Here is a 19,967-nt window from a genome sequence, read left to right as displayed (position 1 = left end):
CCAACGCTAGGGCAGCGTGACCGAAGATACCATGTCGCTAGTATGACTGTCGGACAACGCGCGTGGAAAAGACACGCTCGACTGGCCGTTTGTTCTACTCGCTCCCTGAGGTGCACATCCGCAACGCTGATGGCACACTTGCAGCCCCCTTTCGGCACGACGGTATTTACCATGACAGACCAGGCAATCATCAACGAGGTGGGGCTGCGCGACGGCCTACAAAATCAACCTGTAACCGTAGACACCGCCACCAAGGCAAAACTGGCCCAGTTACTGGTCGATGCGGGCATGCGCTATTTGGAACCGGTCAGCTTTGTCAGCCCCAAGGCAATCCCACAGATGGCCGACGCCGCTGCGTTAACTCCGCTGCTGCCACAAGGTAACGATCTACATTACACCGCCCTGATACCCAACTTAAAAGGTTATCAGCTGGCCCGCGATGCGGGTTACCCCACCGTGGGGCTCGTGCTATCCACTACCGACTCCTTCAACGAACGCAACCTACGCATGAGCCTAGAGCAGGCAGCGCAAAGCTGTGAAGCGATTATTGCCGCCGCCAAAGCCGACGGCATCGCCACCCGAACCTATATTTCCGGCGCCTTTGCCTGCCCCTACGACGGCCCAGTGCCAGTAACCCTGCCCCAGAAACTCAGCGAGCGCATGTTTGCTGCCGGTTCCGACGAGGTGGCCATTGCCGATACCATTGGTGCGGGCAACCCACAACAGATGAAAGACATCATGGCGCCTTTGATTCAAGAGTTCGGCGCCGAAAAATTCTATGTCCACCTGCACGACACTCGCGGGCTAGCCGCCGCCATGGCTTGGGCAGCGGCAGACCTAGGGGTAAGGCGGTTTGACGCTTCCATCGGCGGGCTGGGCGGCTGCCCATTTGCACCCGGCGCTACCGGTAACATGGCCACGGAAGATCTGGTGTACTTGCTGGAAAGCGCCGGGCTGAAAACCGGCATTGATGTGCAGGGCTTGCGCGAAGCGGTGGCTCTGGCAGCCGAAGCAACCCAACGACCATTAGGCGGGCGCATTCTGGGATGGATCGAATCTCAGGAGAAGCAGGGCAAAACAGCCTGCATAGGATAACAACAAGCGACAACGCGATTAACGCTTGTTTCGCGTTGATCCAATGACGCCGCACTCATACTCTGAGCGCAGCGTCATTCATAGAAACCCATTCACCTCTTCCGCAAGAGAAGCACCATGACGTTGCGATGTCCGCACCGCCACCGACAATAAAAGACGGGCTTCAAACATTAGAGTTGCGCGGTATGAACGCGGTTGCGGCCGGCCCCCTTCGCTACATAAAGCGCTCGATCCGCCGCACTTAGTAGCGATTCGGGGCTCTTCGTTTCATCAGCTTCATCACCGAACCTGAGCGTGGCCACGCCCACACTCAAGCTCACCGGCCTGCTGAGCGAAGTAATCCCCGCCACCGCACCACGGCAACGCTCTGCCACCCCTTCAGCGTCTTGCGAGTTAGCAGTGGGCAGCAAGGCAACAAACTCTTCGCCACCATAGCGCGCCAACACATCGGTATCACGGATAACCAGCCGTAGCGCCTCCGCTACCGCCTGCAGCGCCACATCTCCTTCTACGTGCCCGTAACTATCGTTATATTGCTTGAAATGATCCACATCCATGAAGATTACCGACAAGGGCTCACCACGACGCTCACAACGGCGGAACTCCTGGCGCAGACCTTCCATCAGCACCAATCGGTTATAGAGCCCGGTGAGAGGGTCGGTACGAGCCATGTTCGCCAGCTCTTGGTTAAGCCGCTCCAGTTCGTCCTGTTTTGCGTGCAGGGCCACTTCCGCCGTCACTTGAGCGGTGATATCTTCGATTTGGGCTAAAAAATAACGGGGCGAACCATCCCCATTACGGACAAGAGAAACAGCCAATAACACCCAGACTATATGCCCATCCTTATGGATATAGCGTTTCTTCATCCAGTAACTATCACGCTTGCCTGTCAGCATCGCTTCCACATGATGCAAGTCGGTTTCCAGATCGTCGACGTGGGTAATCGCCTGGAAATCGCTGCTCAGCAAGGCTTGCTCATCATAACCGACGATGCAGCACAGGGCTTGGTTAACCCGCATCCAGCCGCCTTCCGGCGAAACAATCGCCATGCCGATGGCGGCGTAGCGGAAAGCCCCTTCGAACAGGGCCATGTTCTCTTCCATTTTACTAACGGCCGCCTGCTGTTGTTGACTCAGCCGGTCCTGCTCTAGGGTCTGGCTGAGAGACTTCCCCATCAATTCCAAAAACTCCATTTCCTCGATGCTGAAAGCTTCACGGCGCGGTGACGGATCACTGAAATTAAGGGTGCCGAAAATCTCACCCTGCACATACAACGGCACAGCTATATAGGATTCTAACTGCATCCCCACATACACTGGGTGCGAACGCATCTCTTCCAGTTCACCCACATGGTGCAACGCTACCGAGCCTTGCTTGCTCATTACGGTGGAGCAGTAAGTATCACCCAGAGGGAAATGATCACCGGGGCTGATACCACCATCGCCCGGTTGCACCGCTAGCACTTCGTAGTCACCGTCTTTAATGCAACTAACAATGCCAATAGAAAGCTCCAGCAGGCTGCGCCCCACCTCTAGGTAGGCCGCATAAAGTGCATTAAAGTCCCCGCTAGGCAGCAATGAGAGCTGGTGTAATTCTCTCAGGCCGGTAAGGCTGAAATCACCCCGATCTTGCATATTTTTCCCCGTGCTTGGCGCCCGTCCTATCACGACACCGTTTTTACTCTTACGTTGTAACCAAAGGTTCAGAACAAGTAAAAACCCTTGCACTTATTTGCACCACTTTCGGCAGCGATTTTACCTGCCACTTAAACGAAAAAAGGCGCCGTTCGGCGCCTTTTTCGTTCCTAGCTTTATTCAAAGGCCCCTTATCCAATGGCCTCTTGCCGGTTAGTGCAGCTTGAACAAAATCTGCAACAGCTGAACGCCCAGCAGCACAATCAGTGGGCTCAGATCAAATCCACCCATCGGGGGCAACATCTTGCGAACCGGCGCCATTATCGGTTCGGTGACCTGAACAATCACCCGCACCATAGGATTGTAAGGGTCTGGCGCCACCCAACTGAGAATAACCCGGATCAGCACCGCCCAGAACACATAGTTCAGGATCAAGCTGACCAGTTCCTGCAGGGTGTAAATCACCAACTGCCCACCGATCCCCGACGGAAAACCGCCCACTTGGATGCTCAGAATCAGCACCGCCTTGAGCATGATGAGCACGATAACCAATACCAACGAGGCCACATCCAGCCCACCGTAACCGGGAATGATCCGGCGCAGAGGCTTGAGCAACGGGTTAGTGGCCTTGAGCACAAATTGGGAAATCGGGTTATAAAAATCCGCCCGCGCCAGCTGCAGCACGAAACGAGTCAGTACAATGAAAATGTAAGCGCTGAACACAAAATCCAGCAGAAAAACCAGGGCACCCTGCGGGTTCATGAATCACTCCGTTGCGATGTCTCGACCGGCCTTGGCCGGAAACTGGGATAGAGTTTGGGGCAAAAGAAGGGAAAATCAAGCGACAAGCTTCTAGCTGCAACACAGCGAAAGCCCTCTTTTAAAGTAGACCGTACCCGTGCTCAAGCCTAATTGCGTGGGCACCGCATCTCAAAACCTTCTAATCATCCCCGCATCTTACTGCTTGCCACGTGTTGCTGTTTTACCCTGCCAGCTCTTCCGACCGCTCACGCGCGGCAGCAACGGCGGCTTGCACCTGTTCGCGAAAACCGGCTTCCTCAAACACACCCAATGCTGCGGCGGTAGTGCCACCGGGGCTGGTGACTTGCTGGCGCAGCACATCCGGGCCCACTTTACTGGTAATCGCCAGCTGGGCTGCGCCCCAGGCCGTTTGCAGCACCATCTGCCGAGCAGTGCCCGCATCCAGCCCCTGGGCCTTGGCCGCTTCGATCAGCGATTCCATCAGCAGGAAAAAGTACGCCGGACCGGAGCCGGAAACGGCGGTGACCGCATCCAGTTCTTTTTCTTCGTCAAACCAGAACGCGATACCCACGGAACCAAGAATTTCCTTGGCCATGGCTTTTTGCTCATCGCTCACATCATCGGCGGCATACAGGCCAGTGGCGCCGGCCTGTATCAGCGACGGCGTATTGGGCATACAGCGCACAATCGGAGTACTACCCAGCCAGCGACGCAGGTTGCCCACGGTCACACCGGCGGCAATGGAGATCACCAGGGGCTGACGCTCCGCGATCAGGTCACGCAGGTCGGTACACACCTGCTCCATCATCTGTGGCTTCACCGCCAGCACCAGCACGTCGACCCGCCCCGCCACATCACGGTTTTCGGTACTCACATGCACCCGTTGCAGCTGGGCGACTTCGTCCAACCGGTCTTTAGAGGGGTCGCTCATCCAGATACGGGCCGGGCGAATTCCTTTCGCCACCATGCCACCGGCCAGGCTGGTTGCCATGTTGCCGGCGCCGATAAATCCGATTAGTTGTTGTGCCATAACTGCGCAGTCCTTTGTTATCAAGCCTTGGGCGGGCGCGGGCCGAACAGGGCGGTGCCCAGCCGGATCACGGTAGCACCTTCTTCAATAGCCACCGGATAGTCCGCGCTCATGCCCATGGAGAGCGTATCGAGGGCGGGCATTGTATTGCGCAATTGTGACAGTGTCATGGCGAGCTGTCGGAAGGCAGCGCGGTTGCCATCGTCGCTGTCCGCCCGGGGAATGGCCATAAGCCCCCGCAACCGGATATTGGGCAGCGCGTCCACGGCGGCAGCCAACTCGGCCACGCCCGCCAGCGCCACCCCACTCTTGCTCGCTTCATCGTCCACATTAACCTGAATACACAGGTTCAACGGCGCGGATTCTGGCAGCCGCTGTTCGCTGAGGCGGCGCGCCACCTTGAGCCGGTCCACCGAGTGCACCCAATCAAAATGAGCCGCGATATCCCGCGTCTTGTTGGATTGAATTGGACCAATGAAATGCCATACCAAGCCCCGCCCCCGCAGCGCAGCAATCTTGGCCAGCGCCTCCTGCAGGTAGTTCTCACCGAAATGCCGCTGCCCTTGGTCTGCCAGTTTGGCCAGTTCGTCTGCTGTGCGGGTCTTACTGACCGCCAGAAGCTGCACACTATGGGGGTCACGGCCGACACGCTCACAGTGTGACTTTATTTGCTCATTAATGTGCAGCAGTGGTGATTTGACGTCAGTCATCATTGAACGGCTCAAGAGGTCGGGTTACTTTAAGCATGCGACGATTTTCTGAGGAACCCGGCGAAGGCTCCACAACATAATAACAAAGGGTCACCCACGGGGGCTCTTTCCAAGCCATAACAGCAAGTATAAATCATGGATATTACCGAGCTGCTCGCTTTCAGCGCCAAAAACGGCGCCTCTGACCTTCACTTGTCCGCGGGCCTGCCCCCAATGATCCGGGTGGATGGCGACGTGCGCCGCATCAACCTGCCCGCCATGGAGCACAAGGAAGTTCATTCATTGATCTATGACATCATGAATGACAAGCAGCGCAAAGATTTCGAGGAATTCTTCGAGACGGACTTCTCCTTCGAGGTGCCCGGCGTAGCCCGCTTCCGGGTAAACGCCTTTAACCACAACCGTGGTGCCGGGGCGGTATTTCGAACCATTCCATCGAAAGTGCTGACCATGGAAGACTTGGGGATGGGCAAGGTCTTCCAGAATATCTCCGAAATGCCCCGGGGTATCGTGCTAGTCACGGGGCCCACCGGCTCGGGTAAATCTACCACCCTGGCAGCCATGGTCGATTACATCAACGATTCTCGTTACGAGCACATCCTCACCATTGAGGATCCTATCGAATTCGTACACGAATCCAAGAAATGTCTAGTCAACCAGCGCGAAGTTCACCGCGACACCCTCGGTTTCTCTGAAGCCCTGCGCTCGGCACTGCGGGAAGATCCAGACATTATTTTGGTGGGTGAACTGCGGGATCTGGAAACCATCCGCCTGGCGCTAACGGCCGCAGAAACCGGCCACCTGGTGTTCGGCACGCTGCACACCACCTCCGCGGCTAAAACCATTGACCGAGTAATCGACGTGTTCCCCGCCGAAGAAAAATCCATGATCCGCTCAATGCTGTCGGAATCACTGCAGGCGGTGGTGTCACAAACGCTGATGAAGAAAAACGGCGGCGGCCGTGTGGCGGCCCACGAAATCATGATGGGCACCCCAGCGATACGGAACCTGATTCGTGAAGATAAGGTGGCCCAGATGTATTCCGCCATCCAGACCGGCGGTGCATTAGGCATGCAGACGCTGGACCAGTGCCTGCAAGGGCTGGTGCAGAAAGGCCTGGTGGCCCGTGATGTGGCTCGTGAGAAAGCCAAGAACCCAGATTCTCTGTAAATAGCCCCGCAACGGCCCAGCCAAGGCGCCGACAGAATCAGTACAGACAGGCCTTAACGCATGGAATTCGAAGAGCTTCTCAAGTTGATGGTACAGAAAGGTGGGTCAGATCTGTTTATCACCGCTGGCGTACCCCCGAGTATGAAAATCAACGGCAAGATCCTGCCGGTGACCAAAAGTGCGCTGACCCCGGATATAACACGGGACATCGTGTTTGGCGTCATGACCGAGCAGCAGCGTAAGGAGTTCGTGGCCAACCATGAGTGTAACTTTGCCATCTCCGCCCGTGGCGTGGGCCGTTTCCGGGTCTCTGCGTTCTATCAGCGCAACCTGGTGGGCATGGTACTGCGCCGCATCGAAACCAAAATCCCTAACGTGGACGACCTGCGCTTGCCGCCAGTGATAAAGGAACTGGCTATGACCAAGCGTGGCTTAGTGATTTTCGTGGGCGCCACCGGTACCGGTAAATCCACCTCACTGGCGTCCATGATTGGCCATCGCAACAAGAACTCCAAGGGTCACATCATCACCATTGAAGACCCCATCGAATTTATCCACCAGCACCAGGGCTGTATCGTCACCCAGCGTGAGGTGGGCATTGATACCGAATCCTTCGACGTGGCCCTGAAGAACACCCTGCGCCAGGCGCCGGATGTAATTCTGATTGGGGAGATCCGCACCCCTGACACCATGGACAAGGCCATTGCTTTCGCCGAAACCGGGCACCTGTGCCTAGCTACCTTACACGCCAACAACGCCAACCAGGCGCTGGACCGGATCATTCACTTCTTCCCGGCGGATCGTCATGGCCAGCTGTGGATGGATCTATCCCTGAACCTGAAAGGCATCGTCGCCCAGCAACTGATCCCCACCCCAGATGGTAAAGGCCGACGCGCGGCCATCGAAGTGCTTCTAGGCACACCGCTGGTACAAGACCATATCCGCAAGGGCGAAGTGCATCAGATCAAGCAGCTGATGAGCAAATCCCGGGAGCAGGGTATGCAGACTTTCGATCAAGCCCTTTACGACCTGTACTCCGCCGGTGAAATCACCTACGAAGACGCCATGCTCCACGCCGACTCGCCCAACGACTTACGCCTGATGATTAAGCTCGGCAACGAAACCGACGCCTCCAGTTTAGACGTGGCCACGCGGGGCCTAAGCATCGAGGATACGGAGTAACAAACGTTGCAGACCACGCGACTTCACTTGTATCTGCAAACAAAAAGGCCGCGCCCAAAGTATGGGCGCGGCCTCTTTCATTCTGGCTTCTAGAATGATGACTTACTTCAAAAATCATGCAATTCGGACCGAATAGCGGCTGTTTTCGCCGCACGCAACGGCCTCAGTAATGCGGAGGCGGTGCATCCTCAACCTGAGTGGCCTCAAATGCCTCAGACAGATCCATCAGCCGGTCGGCCATTTTTCGGTAGTTTTTTTCCAGCGCATCAATCTGCCGTCGCTGGTCACTGACCACTTTATTCAACGACTCCACCAAGTCCTCTTGGTAGGCCAGCTTGGTTTCAACATCAAGAAAACGTTCTTCACTCATGAGAATCTCTTCCACATTTGAACTGGGATCGAGGGTAACAACATGCTCCAGGCAGAGGCGATGCTCCTGCCTTTGCGCCACACACACTCCAGTACCTAAGACAAGTCAGCATCTGCCGCGCCTTGCAGCTAATAGCCCATTGTACTGGCCCTTAACCCATATTTCCGCTATGGTTTTCGCCGTCTTGGGGGAGTAGTCGCTCGATCGCTTTCACGCAAAGCCCCTTGGCGGTCATCAACATGATTGCGCCTCATGCGCATGGTGGCTGCGTCCGCATCCTTACGGATTGACGAGACCTGAGACATTGCAGGCATTCCGCAGGGGCGGGATTAGCCGGTGATGTCTCTGTGTCGCACAATCCCGCCCCGCTGGAAATATTCATGGAAGCCCTGTTCAGCGCCTTTGTGCTAGTTGCCCTTGGGGAAATTGGCGACAAGACACAGCTATTATCTCTCGCGCTGATTCTCAAATTTCGCAAACCGTGGCCTATCCTCGCCGGCGTAGTGGTGGCGACCCTGCTCAACCACGGTGCCTCGGTCTGGTTTGGAGACTGGCTGGCCAGCACCATCCCCCTGGAGTGGCTGCGCTGGACTCTTGGCCTCAGCTTTATCGGCCTGGGCTTGTGGATGCTAATCCCGGACGACGATGAAGAAGTGGAGGACAACCCTCGCTTCGGCCCTTTCCTTACCGCACTGGTGTTGTTCTTCATTGCTGAAATCGGCGACAAGACCCAGCTGGCCACCATCGCCCTGGCGATACAGTTCAAAGATCAGTTCTGGCCAGTACTAAGCGGCTCCACCCTGGGCATGATCGCCGCCAACCTGCCGGTCATCTGGCTGGCCCACCAATTCGGCAGCCAACAATTTGAAACCTGGGCCCATCGCATCAGCGCAGCGTTGTTCGTGGGTTTCGGGATAATTGCGCTTCTCGGCTGACGCAACCTCGTGTGGGAGGGCTCGTTCGACCGCGCCCACACAAAACGACTGTTGCGCCCGCCGTACACACTCCAACCTGATACAATCAGCCCCTTTTGCGTGCATGCCTGTTGCGTGCTGCCTGTTTGCGAGTCCTCTGCCATGGCCCTCACCGCCACCATCTACAAAGCTGAACTCACCGTTTCCGATATGGACCGGGATTATTACGCCACCCATAATCTGACAGTAGCCTTGCACCCCTCGGAAACCGAATCACGAATGATGTTGCGGCTACTGGCCTTTGCTCTCAACGCCCATGAAGATCTGGCCTTCTCTCGAGGCCTGTCCAACCCGGAAGAACCAGACCTGTGGCAACGCCATCCCAACGACACCCTTGCCCACTGGATCGAGTTGGGCATGCCCGATGAGAAACGCCTGCGTAAAGCGTGTGGCCTGGCGGAACAGGTTACCCTGTATTGTTATGGCCCACGGGCGCCACAGGTATGGTGGGACAGCATGAAGAACAAGGTGCGTCGCTTCGATAACCTGACCATCATCCACGTGGATGCAGACAGCGAAGCCACACTGGCCACCTGCGCTCAGCGGGCCATGCAGTTACAGGCGATGATTCAGGATGGCCAGGTCTGGTTCGGCACCACGGAACAGAGCGAAGAAATCACGCTTTCGCAATGGTACCCCTGACTCTCATTCTTGTATGACGCCCCGGCATTTGGTGGTCGCGCCTTCCGCTGTGCTACATTCACTCTCTATACGCACATCAACGCATTGCCGACACGGAGTTCGCCACATGCCCGCCACACCACCGCCACTGCTTGAACATCTTTCCCAACACTGGAAAGGCCTGCTGGTTACCGGCATCGTTTTTATTGTCCTCGGCACTCTAGGTCTTGGCGCTACAGGGTTGTTCACTTTGATCAGCGTGTTCTGGATTGGTGGACTTTTACTGCTGGCCGGCCTGATTCAAATCCTTCAGGCGTTCCGCACCCCCACGCTCTCACGCAGCTTGCCGTTTCTGATGATCGGCTTGCTCTATGCGTTACTTGGAGGCTATATGATGGCCCGCCCTGCCGTCGCCGCCGGTGGACTGACCCTGATTATCGGCGCCGCCATCGCGCTTATCTCCACTCTGCGGTTCTTGATCGCTTGGCATGTTCGCGGTAGTACCCATACCTTTTTGCTAATCATTAGTGCACTGATCGGCCTAGCCTTAGCGTGGATGATTTTTGCGCAATGGCCGCAATCTGGGCAGTGGGTGATCGGGCTATTTCTCGCCATTGAGTTGATCATGAATGGCTGGATGTTGGTGATGGTGGCCCTGAGTGCCCGCCAATATCAGCACCGGGACTTTTAGCCGCGACCTCACTCTCTACAACGTATAAAGAATCGCGCCATGAAAAAAAGCATCCTAGGGATTGGTGTGTTGGCGCTGGTGGCGTTCACCGTTTGGTGGCTACGGGATGCCCCTCTTGATGACACAGCCCGACAATGGCTGGACACAACCCCCAATGATGACAACCCGGCTTATGCCTACCTGCTCGGGTTTGGTGTGCCCGCTACACAATCACCTGCGCAACAGGGGCATGAGCTGGCGCAGCGACAAAAAGTACATCCGGAGCTGGTGCTTCCCAATGCCTACCCGAAGCTGAACAACACACCTCTGCTCTGCCATCCTATGACGGCTGCCTGCCTACTAGAGCAGCAGGAAAAAAATGCACAAGCCAAAGCCTTGATCAGCCGCTATCAATTTCTCATAGATCGCTACCAAACCTTTCTGGAATTCTCTTATTTTTCTGACAACACGCCGCCTCGCCTGAACGCCACCTTTCCCGAGTACAACCTGTTGGTTTGCGCTTCACGGCTGCAATCACTGGCTTGGGCCAACAGCGCCGCTCCCGGCCCCGCGCTGCTCACCGAGATTCAGCAGCTGCGCCAATGGCTGGCCCAAGACCACAGTCTGATCAGCAAAATGGTTGCCAATGCCATCCTTGCGGAAAAACTGCAGTTAGTGGCACTTCTCGTGCAGCAGAAGGCTATGCCGGCACCGGTGCTGACCCCCCTGACTTCAGCAGAAAAAAGTTTCCATTCACCAATGAAAAAAGAATTCACCCTGATGGCGCATTTCTTTTTGGAAGAACAATACCGGGAAGGTAACCAGCAGGCGACGTGGACTGAAAAGCTACAATTCAAGGCGGGCCTGAAAAAGCATATCAGCGTAAACCGCATGCTCCCGTTATATCAGCACTATGCAAAACTGGCGGGGCAGCCCGCTGATGTTATTCAAGCAGATAACATTCAGCCGGCCCGCGCTACAACAGGGCAAGCCATACGCAACCCCATTGGTAATGTGTTACTGGAAACCGCCACCCCAGACTTCAAACGATACCTGTTTCGCCTGGTGCATCTAGACGCCCGCCTAGCATTGCTGAATCAGCTTGAAAATACGAAGAAAGACAGCCCCGTGAGTAACCCTTGGACCCCTGGCAAAGATGACACGCTCACCCGCCAAGACCAACAGCTATGCTTCAGGCATGCACCAGACAATGACCGCTATAGCGCCTGCTTACCTTTACTGTAAATAGCGTCACGTAAGCGATTACCCTTTTGTGCAGAAACAGGCCAGCTTACGATACACTTTCGCCGCAGGGTTATACGCGGCATGCAGCTCTACATACTGCGCTGATTGACTCTCGCCATCAGTTCCTCAGCCGATTCCTTACGCTCGGAATAACGGTCGGTGAGATAGTCACTACGGTCACGGGTCAAATAGGTGAATTTCACCAACTCTTCTATGACATCCACAATACGATCGTAGAAACCGGAGGGTTTCATACGATCATTATCATCAAATTCCAGAAATGCTTTCGGCACCGAAGACTGGTTTGGAATAGTGACCATGCGCATCCAGCGACCCAGCACACGTAGCTGGTTTACCGCATTGAACGACTGGGAGCCACCACTGACTTGCATCACCGCCAGGGTCTTCCCCTGGGTCGGACGTACCGCCCCAAGCGATAAAGGAATCCAATCGATCTGTGCTTTCATAATGCCCGTCATGGCACCGTGCCGTTCCGGAGAGCACCACACCATACCTTCGCACCAAGTCACCATATCGCGCAGTTCCTGCACCTTAGGGTGGCTAGCATCTTCACTGTCGGGCAGAGGCAAACCATCAGCATGGAAAATTTTTGCTTCTGCACCCATGGCCTCCAGCAATCGAGCGGCTTCCTGAACCACTAGGCGACTAAAGGAACGCTGACGGAGTGATCCATATAGCAACAGGATGCGCGGCTTATGAGTAGACGGCTGGGCCCGGAATACGCTGTCAGTAGTGGGACGCTGAAAGCAGTCGTTATCGAGATTGGGTAGATCGTTCATGGCACGGTAACTTCTTTCGTAATAATTGAGGCTAGCTTCGCGACAAGCATCGTTTACCCTCACTGAAAAAGTCTCAGTGGGAGCAGACAGACGCTTGATCATTAACGGTTTTTATTCGCTATTAATGCTATTGGCTGGCTTCTTCAAACCAGTGCGAGGTACGGTTGATAATCGCTACCAGTGACAACATCACAGGCACCTCCACCAGCACCCCGACCACGGTCGCCAAGGCCGCACCAGAATGCAGACCGAACACACTGATAGCCACCGCCACAGCCAACTCGAAGAAGTTACTGGTACCGATCAAGCAGGCCGGGCCTGCCACGTTATGCTTCAACCTCAGCCGTTTTGCCGCCCAGTAGGCAATAGCAAAAATACCGTAGGTCTGGATCAATAGCGGAATAGCAATGAGCACGATGGCCATGGGCTTGGCAAGAATAGTTTCCGCCTGGAAACCAAATAGCAGCACCACTGTGGCCAACAGGCCCATCACGCTGACGGGCTTGAGCCGATGAACAAAGGCGGCAACCCTCTTCTCGCTCCCCAGCCAATGACGTGTTGCCATTCCCGCCAGTAATGGCATAACCACATAGAGCACCACTGACAGCACCAAGGTATCCCAAGGCACGGCAATATCACTCACCCCCAGTAACAAACCGGCAATCGGCGCAAAGGCAAATACCATAATGATATCGTTCACCGACACTTGTACCAGGGTGTAATTCGCATCGCCCTTAGTAAGCTGGCTCCACACAAACACCATGGCCGTGCAGGGCGCCACACCCAACAGGATCATACCGGCGATGTACTCTGTCGCCGTTTGCGGATCCACCCAACCGGCGAAAAAAACCTTGAAAAATAACCAGCCTAAAGCCGCCATGGTGAACGGCTTTATCAGCCAGTTAACCACCAAAGTCAGCAGTAGCCCGCGTGGGTTGCTGCCGACTTTTTTAATCGCGGTGAAATCAATCTGAATCATCATCGGGTAAACCATTACCCAGATGAATACTGCTACGGCCAAATTCACATGGGCATACTCGAAACCGGCAACCGCTTCAAAGACACCGGGAACGGCTACGCCCAAGCCCACGCCAACAGCAATGGCCAATGCCACCCAGACACTGAGATATCGTTCAAAAAACGGCATTACTGATTATCCATTTCGCGGTGAATTTTTTGCGCTGTTGCGATCAACCCCAATGGGTTCATCGATTCAAAATCCAGCGCTGCCAGAGCTTCTACGCGAGCATGCAGTTCGTTATAGGTAACCTCAAAAGCCCCACGAATCTCGTCGTCAGTTCCCGTTGCATGGGCCGGGTCTTCCAGGCCCCAATGCACTTTCTGGGTATCACCCAACCACACCGGGCAGGACTCACCCGCGGCGGCATCACAAACCGTGATCACCAGATCAATCTTTTCCCCTTCCAGATCATCCATGGACTTGGAGCTGGGAGTGTTCACCGGCACACCGTGGCGGGCGAGCACAGCCAAAGCGTTTTCATTGACCTTACCGGTAGGCATGCTGCCGGCACTCAATCCGTGCAACTTACCCTTCCCCAGATGATCAGCCAGCGCTTCACCAATGATGGAGCGACAGGAATTACCGGTGCACAAAAACAAGACATTCAGTGGTGTATTCATAACCTTTTCTCGTCTTTCAGCCGCAGCACGCGGCACTGGGAAGAGTGATATTCAACGCATCTCGGGCAGGCACTACCAATGCATTAATGGCCGCTGCAGCCCACTCCGGCAAGGCCGGGTTCAGCTGGTAATGCATCCAGGTGCCCTGTCGCCGGGCGACCACCAGTTCGCACTGGCGCAACTGGGCAAGATGCCGGGACACGGTAGATTGTGGCGCCTGCATGGCATCGACCAAATCACACACGCAGACCTCTGCTTGACCGTGCAACAAGCAGATCAGGCTGAGGCGGATATCATCGCCAAGGCATTTACAGAGCTGAGTAGGTGTGAGCATGTGCGCATAGTATATTCATATATTCGGAAATACGGATATTATAGAGGCAAGCATTAAGGGTCAAGCTGCAACACTGCCCGTTTGTGGCCATCCGATAACCAAAAAATTGCCGCCGGAATAGGCACAAGCGGAGAGATAGCGCGCGGAATCAGTCCAAAAAAAACCCGGCACGTAGCCGGGTTTTTCATGCTGCGGGCGGCAACTTTGTTAGCTTTTCAACTTCTCTTCAATTTCATCAATGCTGATGTGCCGCACATCCTTACCTTTCACCAAATAGATAACCTGCTCACCGATATTACGGGCATGGTCACCAATGCGTTCCAGGGCACGCAGAGACCAAATGATGTTGAGTACTCGAGTGATAGAGCGAGGATCTTCCATCATGAAGGTCGCTAAAGAACGCATGGCACTGGCGTATTCCATGTCTACTTCATTATCTTCCGCCGCCACGGTCAGGGCTTTATGGGCGTCAAAGCGGGCAAAGGCATCCAGGGCATCACGCAACATATTGCGCACATGGTTACCGATATGCCGTACTTCCACGTAACCGCAAGGTGACTCGCCCTCTTCAGCCAGCTGCAACCCCATGCGGGCAATTTTGGCCGACTCATCACCAATGCGCTCTAGATCAGATACCGCTTTAGACACAGCAATGATTAAACGCAGATCCGAAGCCGCCGGCTGACGCAAAGCCAGCACCTTGGTGCATTCCTCGTCGATGAGGATTTCCAGCTTATCGACCTTCTTTTCGGTTTCTATGACTTTTTCAGCTAGCGCAGAGTCAGCCTGCAGCAATGCCTGCAATGCATCCACCACCTGTTTTTCCACCAAACCGCCCATTTCCATCAGGTGGTTACGGATAGATTCCAACGCGGCGTTAAACTGGGTCGAGCTATGCTCGCCAAAATGCATACGGTCCATTATCTTGTTCTCCTTACCCGCACGTTAACCGAAGCGGCCAGTGATATAAGCTTCCGTCAGATCATGCTCGGGTTTGGTGAACACGGTCTCGGTATCATTCATTTCCACCAGACGCCCTAAATGGAAATAGGCGGTACGGCTAGATACCCGCGCGGCCTGCTGCATGGAGTGAGTCACGATAGCGATGGTGTAAGACTCGCTCAGCTCGCTGATCAATTCTTCGATTTTGGCGGTGGCAATTGGGTCCAGCGCTGAACAGGGCTCATCCATCAGCACCACTTCCGGGCTCACCGCAATGGTGCGGGCAATACACAGACGCTGCTGCTGACCACCAGACAAACCCGTGCCCGGTGCGTGCAAACGATCCTTCACTTCCTCCCACAAACCCGCTTTGCGCAGGCTGGTTTCTACGATTTCATCCAGGTCATATTTCTTATTAGCCAGGCCGTGTATGCGCGGGCCATAGGCCACGTTGTCATAGATAGACTTAGGGAACGGGTTAGGCTTTTGGAACACCATGCCCACCCGAGCGCGCAATTCCACCACATCCAGTTTAGGGTCATAAAGATCCTGACTTTCCAGATGCAGGCTGCCTTTCACCTTACAAATATCGATGGTGTCGTTCATGCGATTCAGGCAACGCAAAAAGGTAGATTTACCGCAGCCGGAAGGGCCGATCAGTGACACCACCTCATTCTTTCCGATGTCTAGGCTAACACCGTGAATCGCCTGATTATCATCGTAGAATACCTCCACATCGCGCAGGCGCATTTTGGGGTCATCCACGAAGGGGTTGCCCACGGTCTGGTCTGGATAGGGGGTGTCTTGTGTCATCGTTACCTGCTCGTTAATGGCCTTATCTCTGGCCGCATCATTGGTGTCCAGAGCCGGTTTGTCCAATTGCTGTGCGGTTTCCATTGCTCGATTCCTCTTTATCCGTCTGTTACCAGCGCCGCTCAAGGCGCTTACGCAGAATCACCGCCAAGGTGTTCATGGTAATCAGGAAAGCCAGTAGCACCATGATGGCGGCGGACGCCAGGGCTTCGAAAGATTGTTCCGGGCTGTCTGCCCAAAGATAAATTTGCACCGGCAATACTGTTGCGGCATCCAACGGGTCAGCGGGCAAATCTACGATAAAGGCCACCATGCCAATCATCAGCAGCGGTGCTGTTTCACCCAGTGCCTGGGCCATGCCAATGATGGCGCCGGTGAGCATGCCGGGGAGCGCTAGCGGCAGTACATGGTGCAACACCACCTGCATCTTCGACGCGCCTAGCCCCATGGCGGCCTGACGAATACTGGGCGGCACCGCCTTGATCGCCGCACGGCTGGAAATGATCACCGTAGGCAGGGTCATCAGCGTTAATACTATACCCCCTACCAACGGCACTGACCGGGGCAAGCCAAACAAGCCTATTATCACTGCCAAGCCCAACAGGCCGAAGATGATCGACGGCACGGCGGCCAGGTTGTTGATATTCACTTCAATGAAATCAGTGAAGCGGTTCTTTGGCGCAAACTCTTCCAGGTAGACAGCTGCCGCGACACCAATGGGAAAGCTCAGCAGCAACGTCACAATCATCGTGAACAAGGAACCAAGAATGGCACCCAAAATACCGGCTTGCTCCGGTTCACGGGAGTCACCGTAACTGAAAAGCGACCGATTGAAGACCATACGAGTTTCGCCGGACGCTTCCAGCTCCGCCACCCATGCCTGCTGCTTGTCATTAAGACGGCTGTCTTCGCGTTGCTCTTCGTTCGCCTTGAGAAACAAATCCACATCATCGTCGGCCAATAGCCATAGAGTTCGTGTCTCTCCCAACAGGGCCGGCTCTTCGCGAAGCATATCGCGCAGAGCATAACCAGCCCCGGTGCTCACCAGCTGGTTAAGCGAGCGAACGTCCAAGCGTGACTCCACGCCAGGGAACCGCTCTGCCAGAGCGTCACGAATGACCCCTTGGTAATTACCGTAGTTAAGCTGCTCCGCATCGCGGGGGTCACTGACATCCAACACCTCCGCATCGAAGGTAATCGGCAACTGAATTTCATATTCAACGAAGGCACTGTGGCCCTTGCCGATGATGTCAGTGAACAACAACAGCAAGGCCATCAAACCAATGCCGATGGAGGCCATACCATAGGCTTTGAAACGTTTCTCTGCCCGGTAGCGTCGGGCCAGCGTCTTACGCACTTTTTCTGTGGTTTTGCTCATAACTTTCTCCCGACGCTAGTCGTACTGCTCGCGGTATTTCTTCACGATGTGCAGCGCGAAGATATTCATAACCAGGGTTGTGATGAACAACATCAGGCCTAGGGCAAACGCCGCCAGGGTTTTGGCACTGTCGAATTCCTGGTCACCGGTCAGCAACGTAACGATCTGCACAGTAATGGTAGTGACCGCTTCCAGTGGGTTGGCAGTAAGGTTGGCGGCCAAGCCGGCGGCCATGACCACAATCATGGTTTCACCAATGGCTCGGGACGCGGCTAGCAAAATGCCCCCCATAATCCCCGGTAATGCCGCCGGGAAAATCACTTTCTTGATGGTTTCGCTTTTGGTTGCACCTAATCCCAAGGAGCCATCGCGCATGGACTGGGGCACCGCAGTAATCACGTCATCGGCAAGCGATGAGACAAACGGAATAATCATCACGCCCATCACCAAGCCTGCGGCCAGGGCCGACTCCGACGCCACATCTAACCCCACGGCTTCACCCATGCCGCGAATAAACGGAGCCACTGTCAACGCAGCAAAAAAACCGTAAACCACCGTGGGCACCCCGGCCAACACTTCCAGGGCCGGCTTGGCCACCGTGCGCACTCGCTTGCTGGCGTACTCCGATAGATAAATAGCGGACATCAACCCCACCGGAACCGCCACCAATAAGGCAATCGCAGAGATCAACATAGTGCCCATGAACAAGGGCACCGCACCAAAAGCGCCGCCAGAGGCAACCTGGTCAGCCCGCAGGGCAGTCTGTGGACTCCACTGCAAGCCGAATAAGAAATCGGTCACCGGCACCTTGCCGAAGAACCGGATCGATTCGAACAGCACCGACATAACGATGCCCACGGTGGTAAGGATCGCTACCGTGGCACACAGCATGAACAGCGTCTGCAGTACGCGCTCCACCTGCTGACGGGCGCGCAATTGCGGCGATACTTTCAGCCAGGCCCAGGTGCCGCCCAACATACACAGCACAATAATCACCACGGTCAGCGCCATGGCGCTGGTCTGGCGCAATGACTGCAGATGCTCCGCCGCTGCGGCAATCGGCGGCTCCACGAAATTAGTCGGTAGCGCACCACTGGCCACATTCTGAATTTTGCTAAGCGTCAGGTTATAGCTGGAGGCATCCGTCGGTTGCAGCTCCACCGGCAAGCTGCCCAGCACTTGCTGGCGGATGATGTTGTCATCAAATGCTAACCACAGCCCCAGCACGATTAAGGCGGGAATCGCGCACCACATAGCCGAACGCATGGCGAAGTAAAACGGCAATGAGTGCAGGTGGCGAATGCCGCCCAGCGGGCGGGCCAGCGCAAAGGAGCGGCGAAGCCCCAAGTAGTAAGCGCCGGCCACCATCACTACCAGCAGCAACAGCAGGTTTCCGGTTTGCATGTATCACTCCGATCGGATTTGCTCAACCAAGATCACCGCGGCAATCTTGGTGGAACAAACACACCTTTTCAGGGGCGAAAAAGCCCGGCGGCAAACACCACCGGGCCAAAAGCATCCGTGCTTCTTTATTATTCCCTTGCTTACAGCTCGTTGCCGGTCATGGGCTTCAGGCTACGCGCCTGTTTAGCCATGGACTTGCGCAGATCATCAGCCAGCGGGATCAAGCCTTTCTCGCTCAGGTACCCCTGATCACCCCACGCTTTCTCGCTGGTGAACTCTTTCACGTAACCCTCGATACCCGGCACCACACCTACATGCGCTTTCTTCACGTAGAAGTACAAAGAGCGGGATACCGGGTATTCGCCAGAACCGATCGCTTCGAAAGTGGGCTCAACACCGCCAACATTTGCAGCTTGCACCACACCGCGGTTCTGATCCAGGAAGGAGTAACCGAACACACCGAAGGCATTCGGATTTTTTTCCAACTTCTGCACGATCAGGTTGTCGTTTTCACCGGCTTCAACATAGACACCGTCCTCACGCACACTGCGGCAAATCGCTTTGTACTTGGACTTATCTTCACCCTTAATGGCTTTTAGCCATGGGAAGGTTTTACAGCCACCTTCAATGGCCAGTTCGTTGAATGCATCACGAGTACCGGAAGTCGGCGGCGGGCCTAGCACTTCGATCTTCACGTTCGGCAGGGCTGGGTTAATCTCTTTCCAGGTTTTGTAAGGGTTAGCAACCAGCTCTTCACCGCCTTTCGGGTTCGGCACATCCTTGGCCAGGGCCAGGAAAACTTCGCGCAGGGACAGATCGATGTGCTTACCTTTCACCGAGTTGGCAATCACGATGCCGTCATAACCTACCTTCACCTCGGTAATGTCTTTCACACCGTTGCTCTGGCACAGCTCAAACTCGGATTTCTTCATCCGGCGAGAAGCATTGGTAATGTCCGGGTGCTGAGTTCCGACGCCCTGGCAAAACAGCTTCATGCCGCCGCCGGAACCGGTGGATTCAATTTTCGGGGTGGCGTTACCGGTACGCCCAAAACGCTCGGCCACTACGGTGGCGAACGGGTATACCGTGGATGAACCCACGATGGAAATGGTGTCACGAGCCATCGCGGTACCCGGAGCGCTGGCCATGGCCAGAGCAGCAGCGGCACCTGCCAGTGTTGCTTTCATTTTAA

21 protein-coding genes are annotated in these 19,967 nt (G+C 55.3%); 7 read left to right on the top strand and 14 right to left on the bottom strand.

Annotated features, from left to right (window positions below):
• Nucleotides 1–171 precede the first annotated feature (171 nt).
• Nucleotides 172–1,095, top strand: coding sequence for a hydroxymethylglutaryl-CoA lyase (locus tag Y017_RS06880; protein WP_035460134.1), 924 nt, complete (start codon nucleotides 172–174; stop codon nucleotides 1,093–1,095).
• A 170-nt stretch (nucleotides 1,096–1,265) separates the two neighbouring features.
• On the opposite strand, the gene Y017_RS06875 is transcribed toward Y017_RS06880, so the two are convergent.
• The 4 genes from Y017_RS06875 to Y017_RS06860 all read right to left on the bottom strand — a co-directional run bounded on the left by Y017_RS06875 (nucleotide 1,266) and on the right by Y017_RS06860 (nucleotide 5,231).
• Complete coding sequence (locus tag Y017_RS06875; protein ID WP_035459855.1) at nucleotides 1,266–2,729, bottom strand: sensor domain-containing diguanylate cyclase; 1,464 nt, start codon at nucleotides 2,727–2,729, stop codon at nucleotides 1,266–1,268.
• Nucleotides 2,730–2,942: 213 nt separating this feature from the next.
• Nucleotides 2,943–3,491, bottom strand: coding sequence for a YggT family protein (locus Y017_RS06870; RefSeq protein WP_035459852.1), 549 nt, complete (start codon nucleotides 3,489–3,491; stop codon nucleotides 2,943–2,945).
• Nucleotides 3,492–3,711: 220 nt separating this feature from the next.
• The gene (gene proC / locus Y017_RS06865; RefSeq protein WP_035459849.1) at nucleotides 3,712–4,521 is read right to left on the bottom strand and encodes a pyrroline-5-carboxylate reductase; all 810 of its coding nucleotides are present in this window, start codon (nucleotides 4,519–4,521) and stop codon (nucleotides 3,712–3,714) included.
• Nucleotides 4,522–4,541: 20 nt separating this feature from the next.
• Nucleotides 4,542–5,231, bottom strand: a complete 690-nt coding sequence (locus Y017_RS06860) for a YggS family pyridoxal phosphate-dependent enzyme (RefSeq protein WP_035460131.1) — start codon at nucleotides 5,229–5,231, stop codon at nucleotides 4,542–4,544.
• A 135-nt stretch (nucleotides 5,232–5,366) separates the two neighbouring features.
• Here Y017_RS06860 and Y017_RS06855 point away from each other — a divergent pair, with 135 nt between their 5' ends.
• Nucleotides 5,367–6,401 carry a type IV pilus twitching motility protein PilT gene (locus Y017_RS06855; protein WP_011589941.1) on the top strand — a complete coding sequence of 345 codons (1,035 nt, stop codon included), beginning with the start codon at nucleotides 5,367–5,369 and terminating at the stop codon, nucleotides 6,399–6,401.
• A 60-nt stretch (nucleotides 6,402–6,461) separates the two neighbouring features.
• A complete protein-coding gene (locus Y017_RS06850; protein ID WP_011589942.1) occupies nucleotides 6,462–7,583 on the top strand; it encodes a PilT/PilU family type 4a pilus ATPase in 1,122 nt (373 codons plus the stop codon).
• Between the two features lie 163 nt (nucleotides 7,584–7,746).
• On the opposite strand, the gene Y017_RS06845 is transcribed toward Y017_RS06850, so the two are convergent.
• Complete coding sequence (locus tag Y017_RS06845; protein WP_231483430.1) at nucleotides 7,747–8,034, bottom strand: SlyX family protein; 288 nt, start codon at nucleotides 8,032–8,034, stop codon at nucleotides 7,747–7,749.
• Between the two features lie 299 nt (nucleotides 8,035–8,333).
• Between Y017_RS06845 and Y017_RS06840 the strand changes: the two genes are divergently transcribed.
• The 4 genes from Y017_RS06840 (at nucleotide 8,334) to Y017_RS06825 (ending at nucleotide 11,463) form a co-directional block, all read left to right on the top strand.
• Nucleotides 8,334–8,888, top strand: coding sequence for a TMEM165/GDT1 family protein (locus Y017_RS06840; protein WP_035459843.1), 555 nt, complete (start codon nucleotides 8,334–8,336; stop codon nucleotides 8,886–8,888).
• 141 nt (nucleotides 8,889–9,029) lie between these two features.
• Nucleotides 9,030–9,569: a YaeQ family protein gene (locus tag Y017_RS06835; RefSeq protein WP_011589945.1), complete on the top strand. Its 540-nt coding sequence runs from the start codon at nucleotides 9,030–9,032 to the stop codon at nucleotides 9,567–9,569.
• A 106-nt stretch (nucleotides 9,570–9,675) separates the two neighbouring features.
• Nucleotides 9,676–10,239 carry an HdeD family acid-resistance protein gene (locus Y017_RS06830; RefSeq protein ID WP_011589946.1) on the top strand — a complete coding sequence of 188 codons (564 nt, stop codon included), beginning with the start codon at nucleotides 9,676–9,678 and terminating at the stop codon, nucleotides 10,237–10,239.
• A 39-nt stretch (nucleotides 10,240–10,278) separates the two neighbouring features.
• Entirely contained in the window at nucleotides 10,279–11,463 is a 1,185-nt protein-coding gene (locus tag Y017_RS06825) for a hypothetical protein (protein ID WP_035459841.1), read from the top strand.
• Between the two features lie 89 nt (nucleotides 11,464–11,552).
• On the opposite strand, the gene arsH is transcribed toward Y017_RS06825, so the two are convergent.
• The 9 genes from arsH to Y017_RS06780 all read right to left on the bottom strand — a co-directional run bounded on the left by arsH (nucleotide 11,553) and on the right by Y017_RS06780 (nucleotide 19,962).
• Nucleotides 11,553–12,263, bottom strand: a complete 711-nt coding sequence (arsH, locus tag Y017_RS06820) for an arsenical resistance protein ArsH (protein ID WP_035459839.1) — start codon at nucleotides 12,261–12,263, stop codon at nucleotides 11,553–11,555.
• Between the two features lie 127 nt (nucleotides 12,264–12,390).
• Entirely contained in the window at nucleotides 12,391–13,410 is a 1,020-nt protein-coding gene (arsB, locus tag Y017_RS06815) for an ACR3 family arsenite efflux transporter (RefSeq protein WP_035459837.1), read from the bottom strand.
• The gene (locus Y017_RS06810; RefSeq protein WP_011589950.1) at nucleotides 13,410–13,904 is read right to left on the bottom strand and encodes an arsenate reductase ArsC; all 495 of its coding nucleotides are present in this window, start codon (nucleotides 13,902–13,904) and stop codon (nucleotides 13,410–13,412) included. The genes arsB and Y017_RS06810 overlap by 1 nt, the downstream gene beginning before the upstream one ends.
• 16 nt (nucleotides 13,905–13,920) lie before the next feature.
• The gene (locus Y017_RS06805) at nucleotides 13,921–14,238 is read right to left on the bottom strand and encodes a metalloregulator ArsR/SmtB family transcription factor (RefSeq protein WP_011589951.1); all 318 of its coding nucleotides are present in this window, start codon (nucleotides 14,236–14,238) and stop codon (nucleotides 13,921–13,923) included.
• Between the two features lie 207 nt (nucleotides 14,239–14,445).
• Nucleotides 14,446–15,159 carry a phosphate signaling complex protein PhoU gene (gene phoU / locus Y017_RS06800; protein ID WP_035459833.1) on the bottom strand — a complete coding sequence of 238 codons (714 nt, stop codon included), beginning with the start codon at nucleotides 15,157–15,159 and terminating at the stop codon, nucleotides 14,446–14,448.
• A 24-nt stretch (nucleotides 15,160–15,183) separates the two neighbouring features.
• Nucleotides 15,184–16,077: a phosphate ABC transporter ATP-binding protein PstB gene (gene pstB, locus Y017_RS06795; RefSeq protein ID WP_011589953.1), complete on the bottom strand. Its 894-nt coding sequence runs from the start codon at nucleotides 16,075–16,077 to the stop codon at nucleotides 15,184–15,186.
• Between the two features lie 25 nt (nucleotides 16,078–16,102).
• Complete coding sequence (gene pstA, locus Y017_RS06790) at nucleotides 16,103–17,371, bottom strand: phosphate ABC transporter permease PstA (RefSeq protein ID WP_011589954.1); 1,269 nt, start codon at nucleotides 17,369–17,371, stop codon at nucleotides 16,103–16,105.
• 15 nt (nucleotides 17,372–17,386) lie between these two features.
• Nucleotides 17,387–18,775, bottom strand: a complete 1,389-nt coding sequence (gene pstC / locus Y017_RS06785; protein WP_011589955.1) for a phosphate ABC transporter permease subunit PstC — start codon at nucleotides 18,773–18,775, stop codon at nucleotides 17,387–17,389.
• 140 nt (nucleotides 18,776–18,915) lie between these two features.
• A complete protein-coding gene (locus Y017_RS06780) occupies nucleotides 18,916–19,962 on the bottom strand; it encodes a substrate-binding domain-containing protein (RefSeq protein WP_011589956.1) in 1,047 nt (348 codons plus the stop codon).
• Between the last annotated feature and the right edge of the window lie 5 nt (nucleotides 19,963–19,967).

It is taken from the genome of Alcanivorax sp. 97CO-5 (genome assembly GCF_000524665.1).
Lineage (GTDB): Bacteria > Pseudomonadota > Gammaproteobacteria > Pseudomonadales > Alcanivoracaceae > Alcanivorax > Alcanivorax borkumensis.
Note: the sequence above shows the minus strand (reverse complement) of the source record. Positions and strands in the feature narration are given on the sequence as shown.

Bases quoted from the DNA above. Each gene is read 5' to 3' on its own strand.
- phoU (WP_035459833.1), bottom strand. From the start codon at position 15,159: ATGGACCGTATGCATTTTGGCGAGCATAGCTCGACCCAGTTTAACGCC.
- Y017_RS06835 (WP_011589945.1), top strand. From the start codon at position 9,030: ATGGCCCTCACCGCCACCATCTACAAAGCTGAACTCACCGTTTCCGAT.
- Y017_RS06855 (WP_011589941.1), top strand. From the start codon at position 5,367: ATGGATATTACCGAGCTGCTCGCTTTCAGCGCCAAAAACGGCGCCTCT.
- Y017_RS06825 (WP_035459841.1), top strand. From the start codon at position 10,279: ATGAAAAAAAGCATCCTAGGGATTGGTGTGTTGGCGCTGGTGGCGTTC.
- pstB (WP_011589953.1), bottom strand. From the start codon at position 16,077: ATGGAAACCGCACAGCAATTGGACAAACCGGCTCTGGACACCAATGAT.
- pstC (WP_011589955.1), bottom strand. From the start codon at position 18,775: ATGCAAACCGGAAACCTGCTGTTGCTGCTGGTAGTGATGGTGGCCGGC.
- Y017_RS06880 (WP_035460134.1), top strand. From the start codon at position 172: ATGACAGACCAGGCAATCATCAACGAGGTGGGGCTGCGCGACGGCCTA.
- Y017_RS06805 (WP_011589951.1), bottom strand. From the start codon at position 14,238: ATGCTCACACCTACTCAGCTCTGTAAATGCCTTGGCGATGATATCCGC.
- Y017_RS06830 (WP_011589946.1), top strand. From the start codon at position 9,676: ATGCCCGCCACACCACCGCCACTGCTTGAACATCTTTCCCAACACTGG.
- Y017_RS06870 (WP_035459852.1), bottom strand. From the start codon at position 3,491: ATGAACCCGCAGGGTGCCCTGGTTTTTCTGCTGGATTTTGTGTTCAGC.
- Y017_RS06860 (WP_035460131.1), bottom strand. From the start codon at position 5,231: ATGACTGACGTCAAATCACCACTGCTGCACATTAATGAGCAAATAAAG.
- Y017_RS06875 (WP_035459855.1), bottom strand. From the start codon at position 2,729: ATGCAAGATCGGGGTGATTTCAGCCTTACCGGCCTGAGAGAATTACAC.
- Y017_RS06780 (WP_011589956.1), bottom strand. From the start codon at position 19,962: ATGAAAGCAACACTGGCAGGTGCCGCTGCTGCTCTGGCCATGGCCAGC.
- arsH (WP_035459839.1), bottom strand. From the start codon at position 12,263: ATGAACGATCTACCCAATCTCGATAACGACTGCTTTCAGCGTCCCACT.
- Y017_RS06840 (WP_035459843.1), top strand. From the start codon at position 8,334: ATGGAAGCCCTGTTCAGCGCCTTTGTGCTAGTTGCCCTTGGGGAAATT.
- arsB (WP_035459837.1), bottom strand. From the start codon at position 13,410: ATGCCGTTTTTTGAACGATATCTCAGTGTCTGGGTGGCATTGGCCATT.
- pstA (WP_011589954.1), bottom strand. From the start codon at position 17,371: ATGAGCAAAACCACAGAAAAAGTGCGTAAGACGCTGGCCCGACGCTAC.
- Y017_RS06810 (WP_011589950.1), bottom strand. From the start codon at position 13,904: ATGAATACACCACTGAATGTCTTGTTTTTGTGCACCGGTAATTCCTGT.
- Y017_RS06850 (WP_011589942.1), top strand. From the start codon at position 6,462: ATGGAATTCGAAGAGCTTCTCAAGTTGATGGTACAGAAAGGTGGGTCA.
- proC (WP_035459849.1), bottom strand. From the start codon at position 4,521: ATGGCACAACAACTAATCGGATTTATCGGCGCCGGCAACATGGCAACC.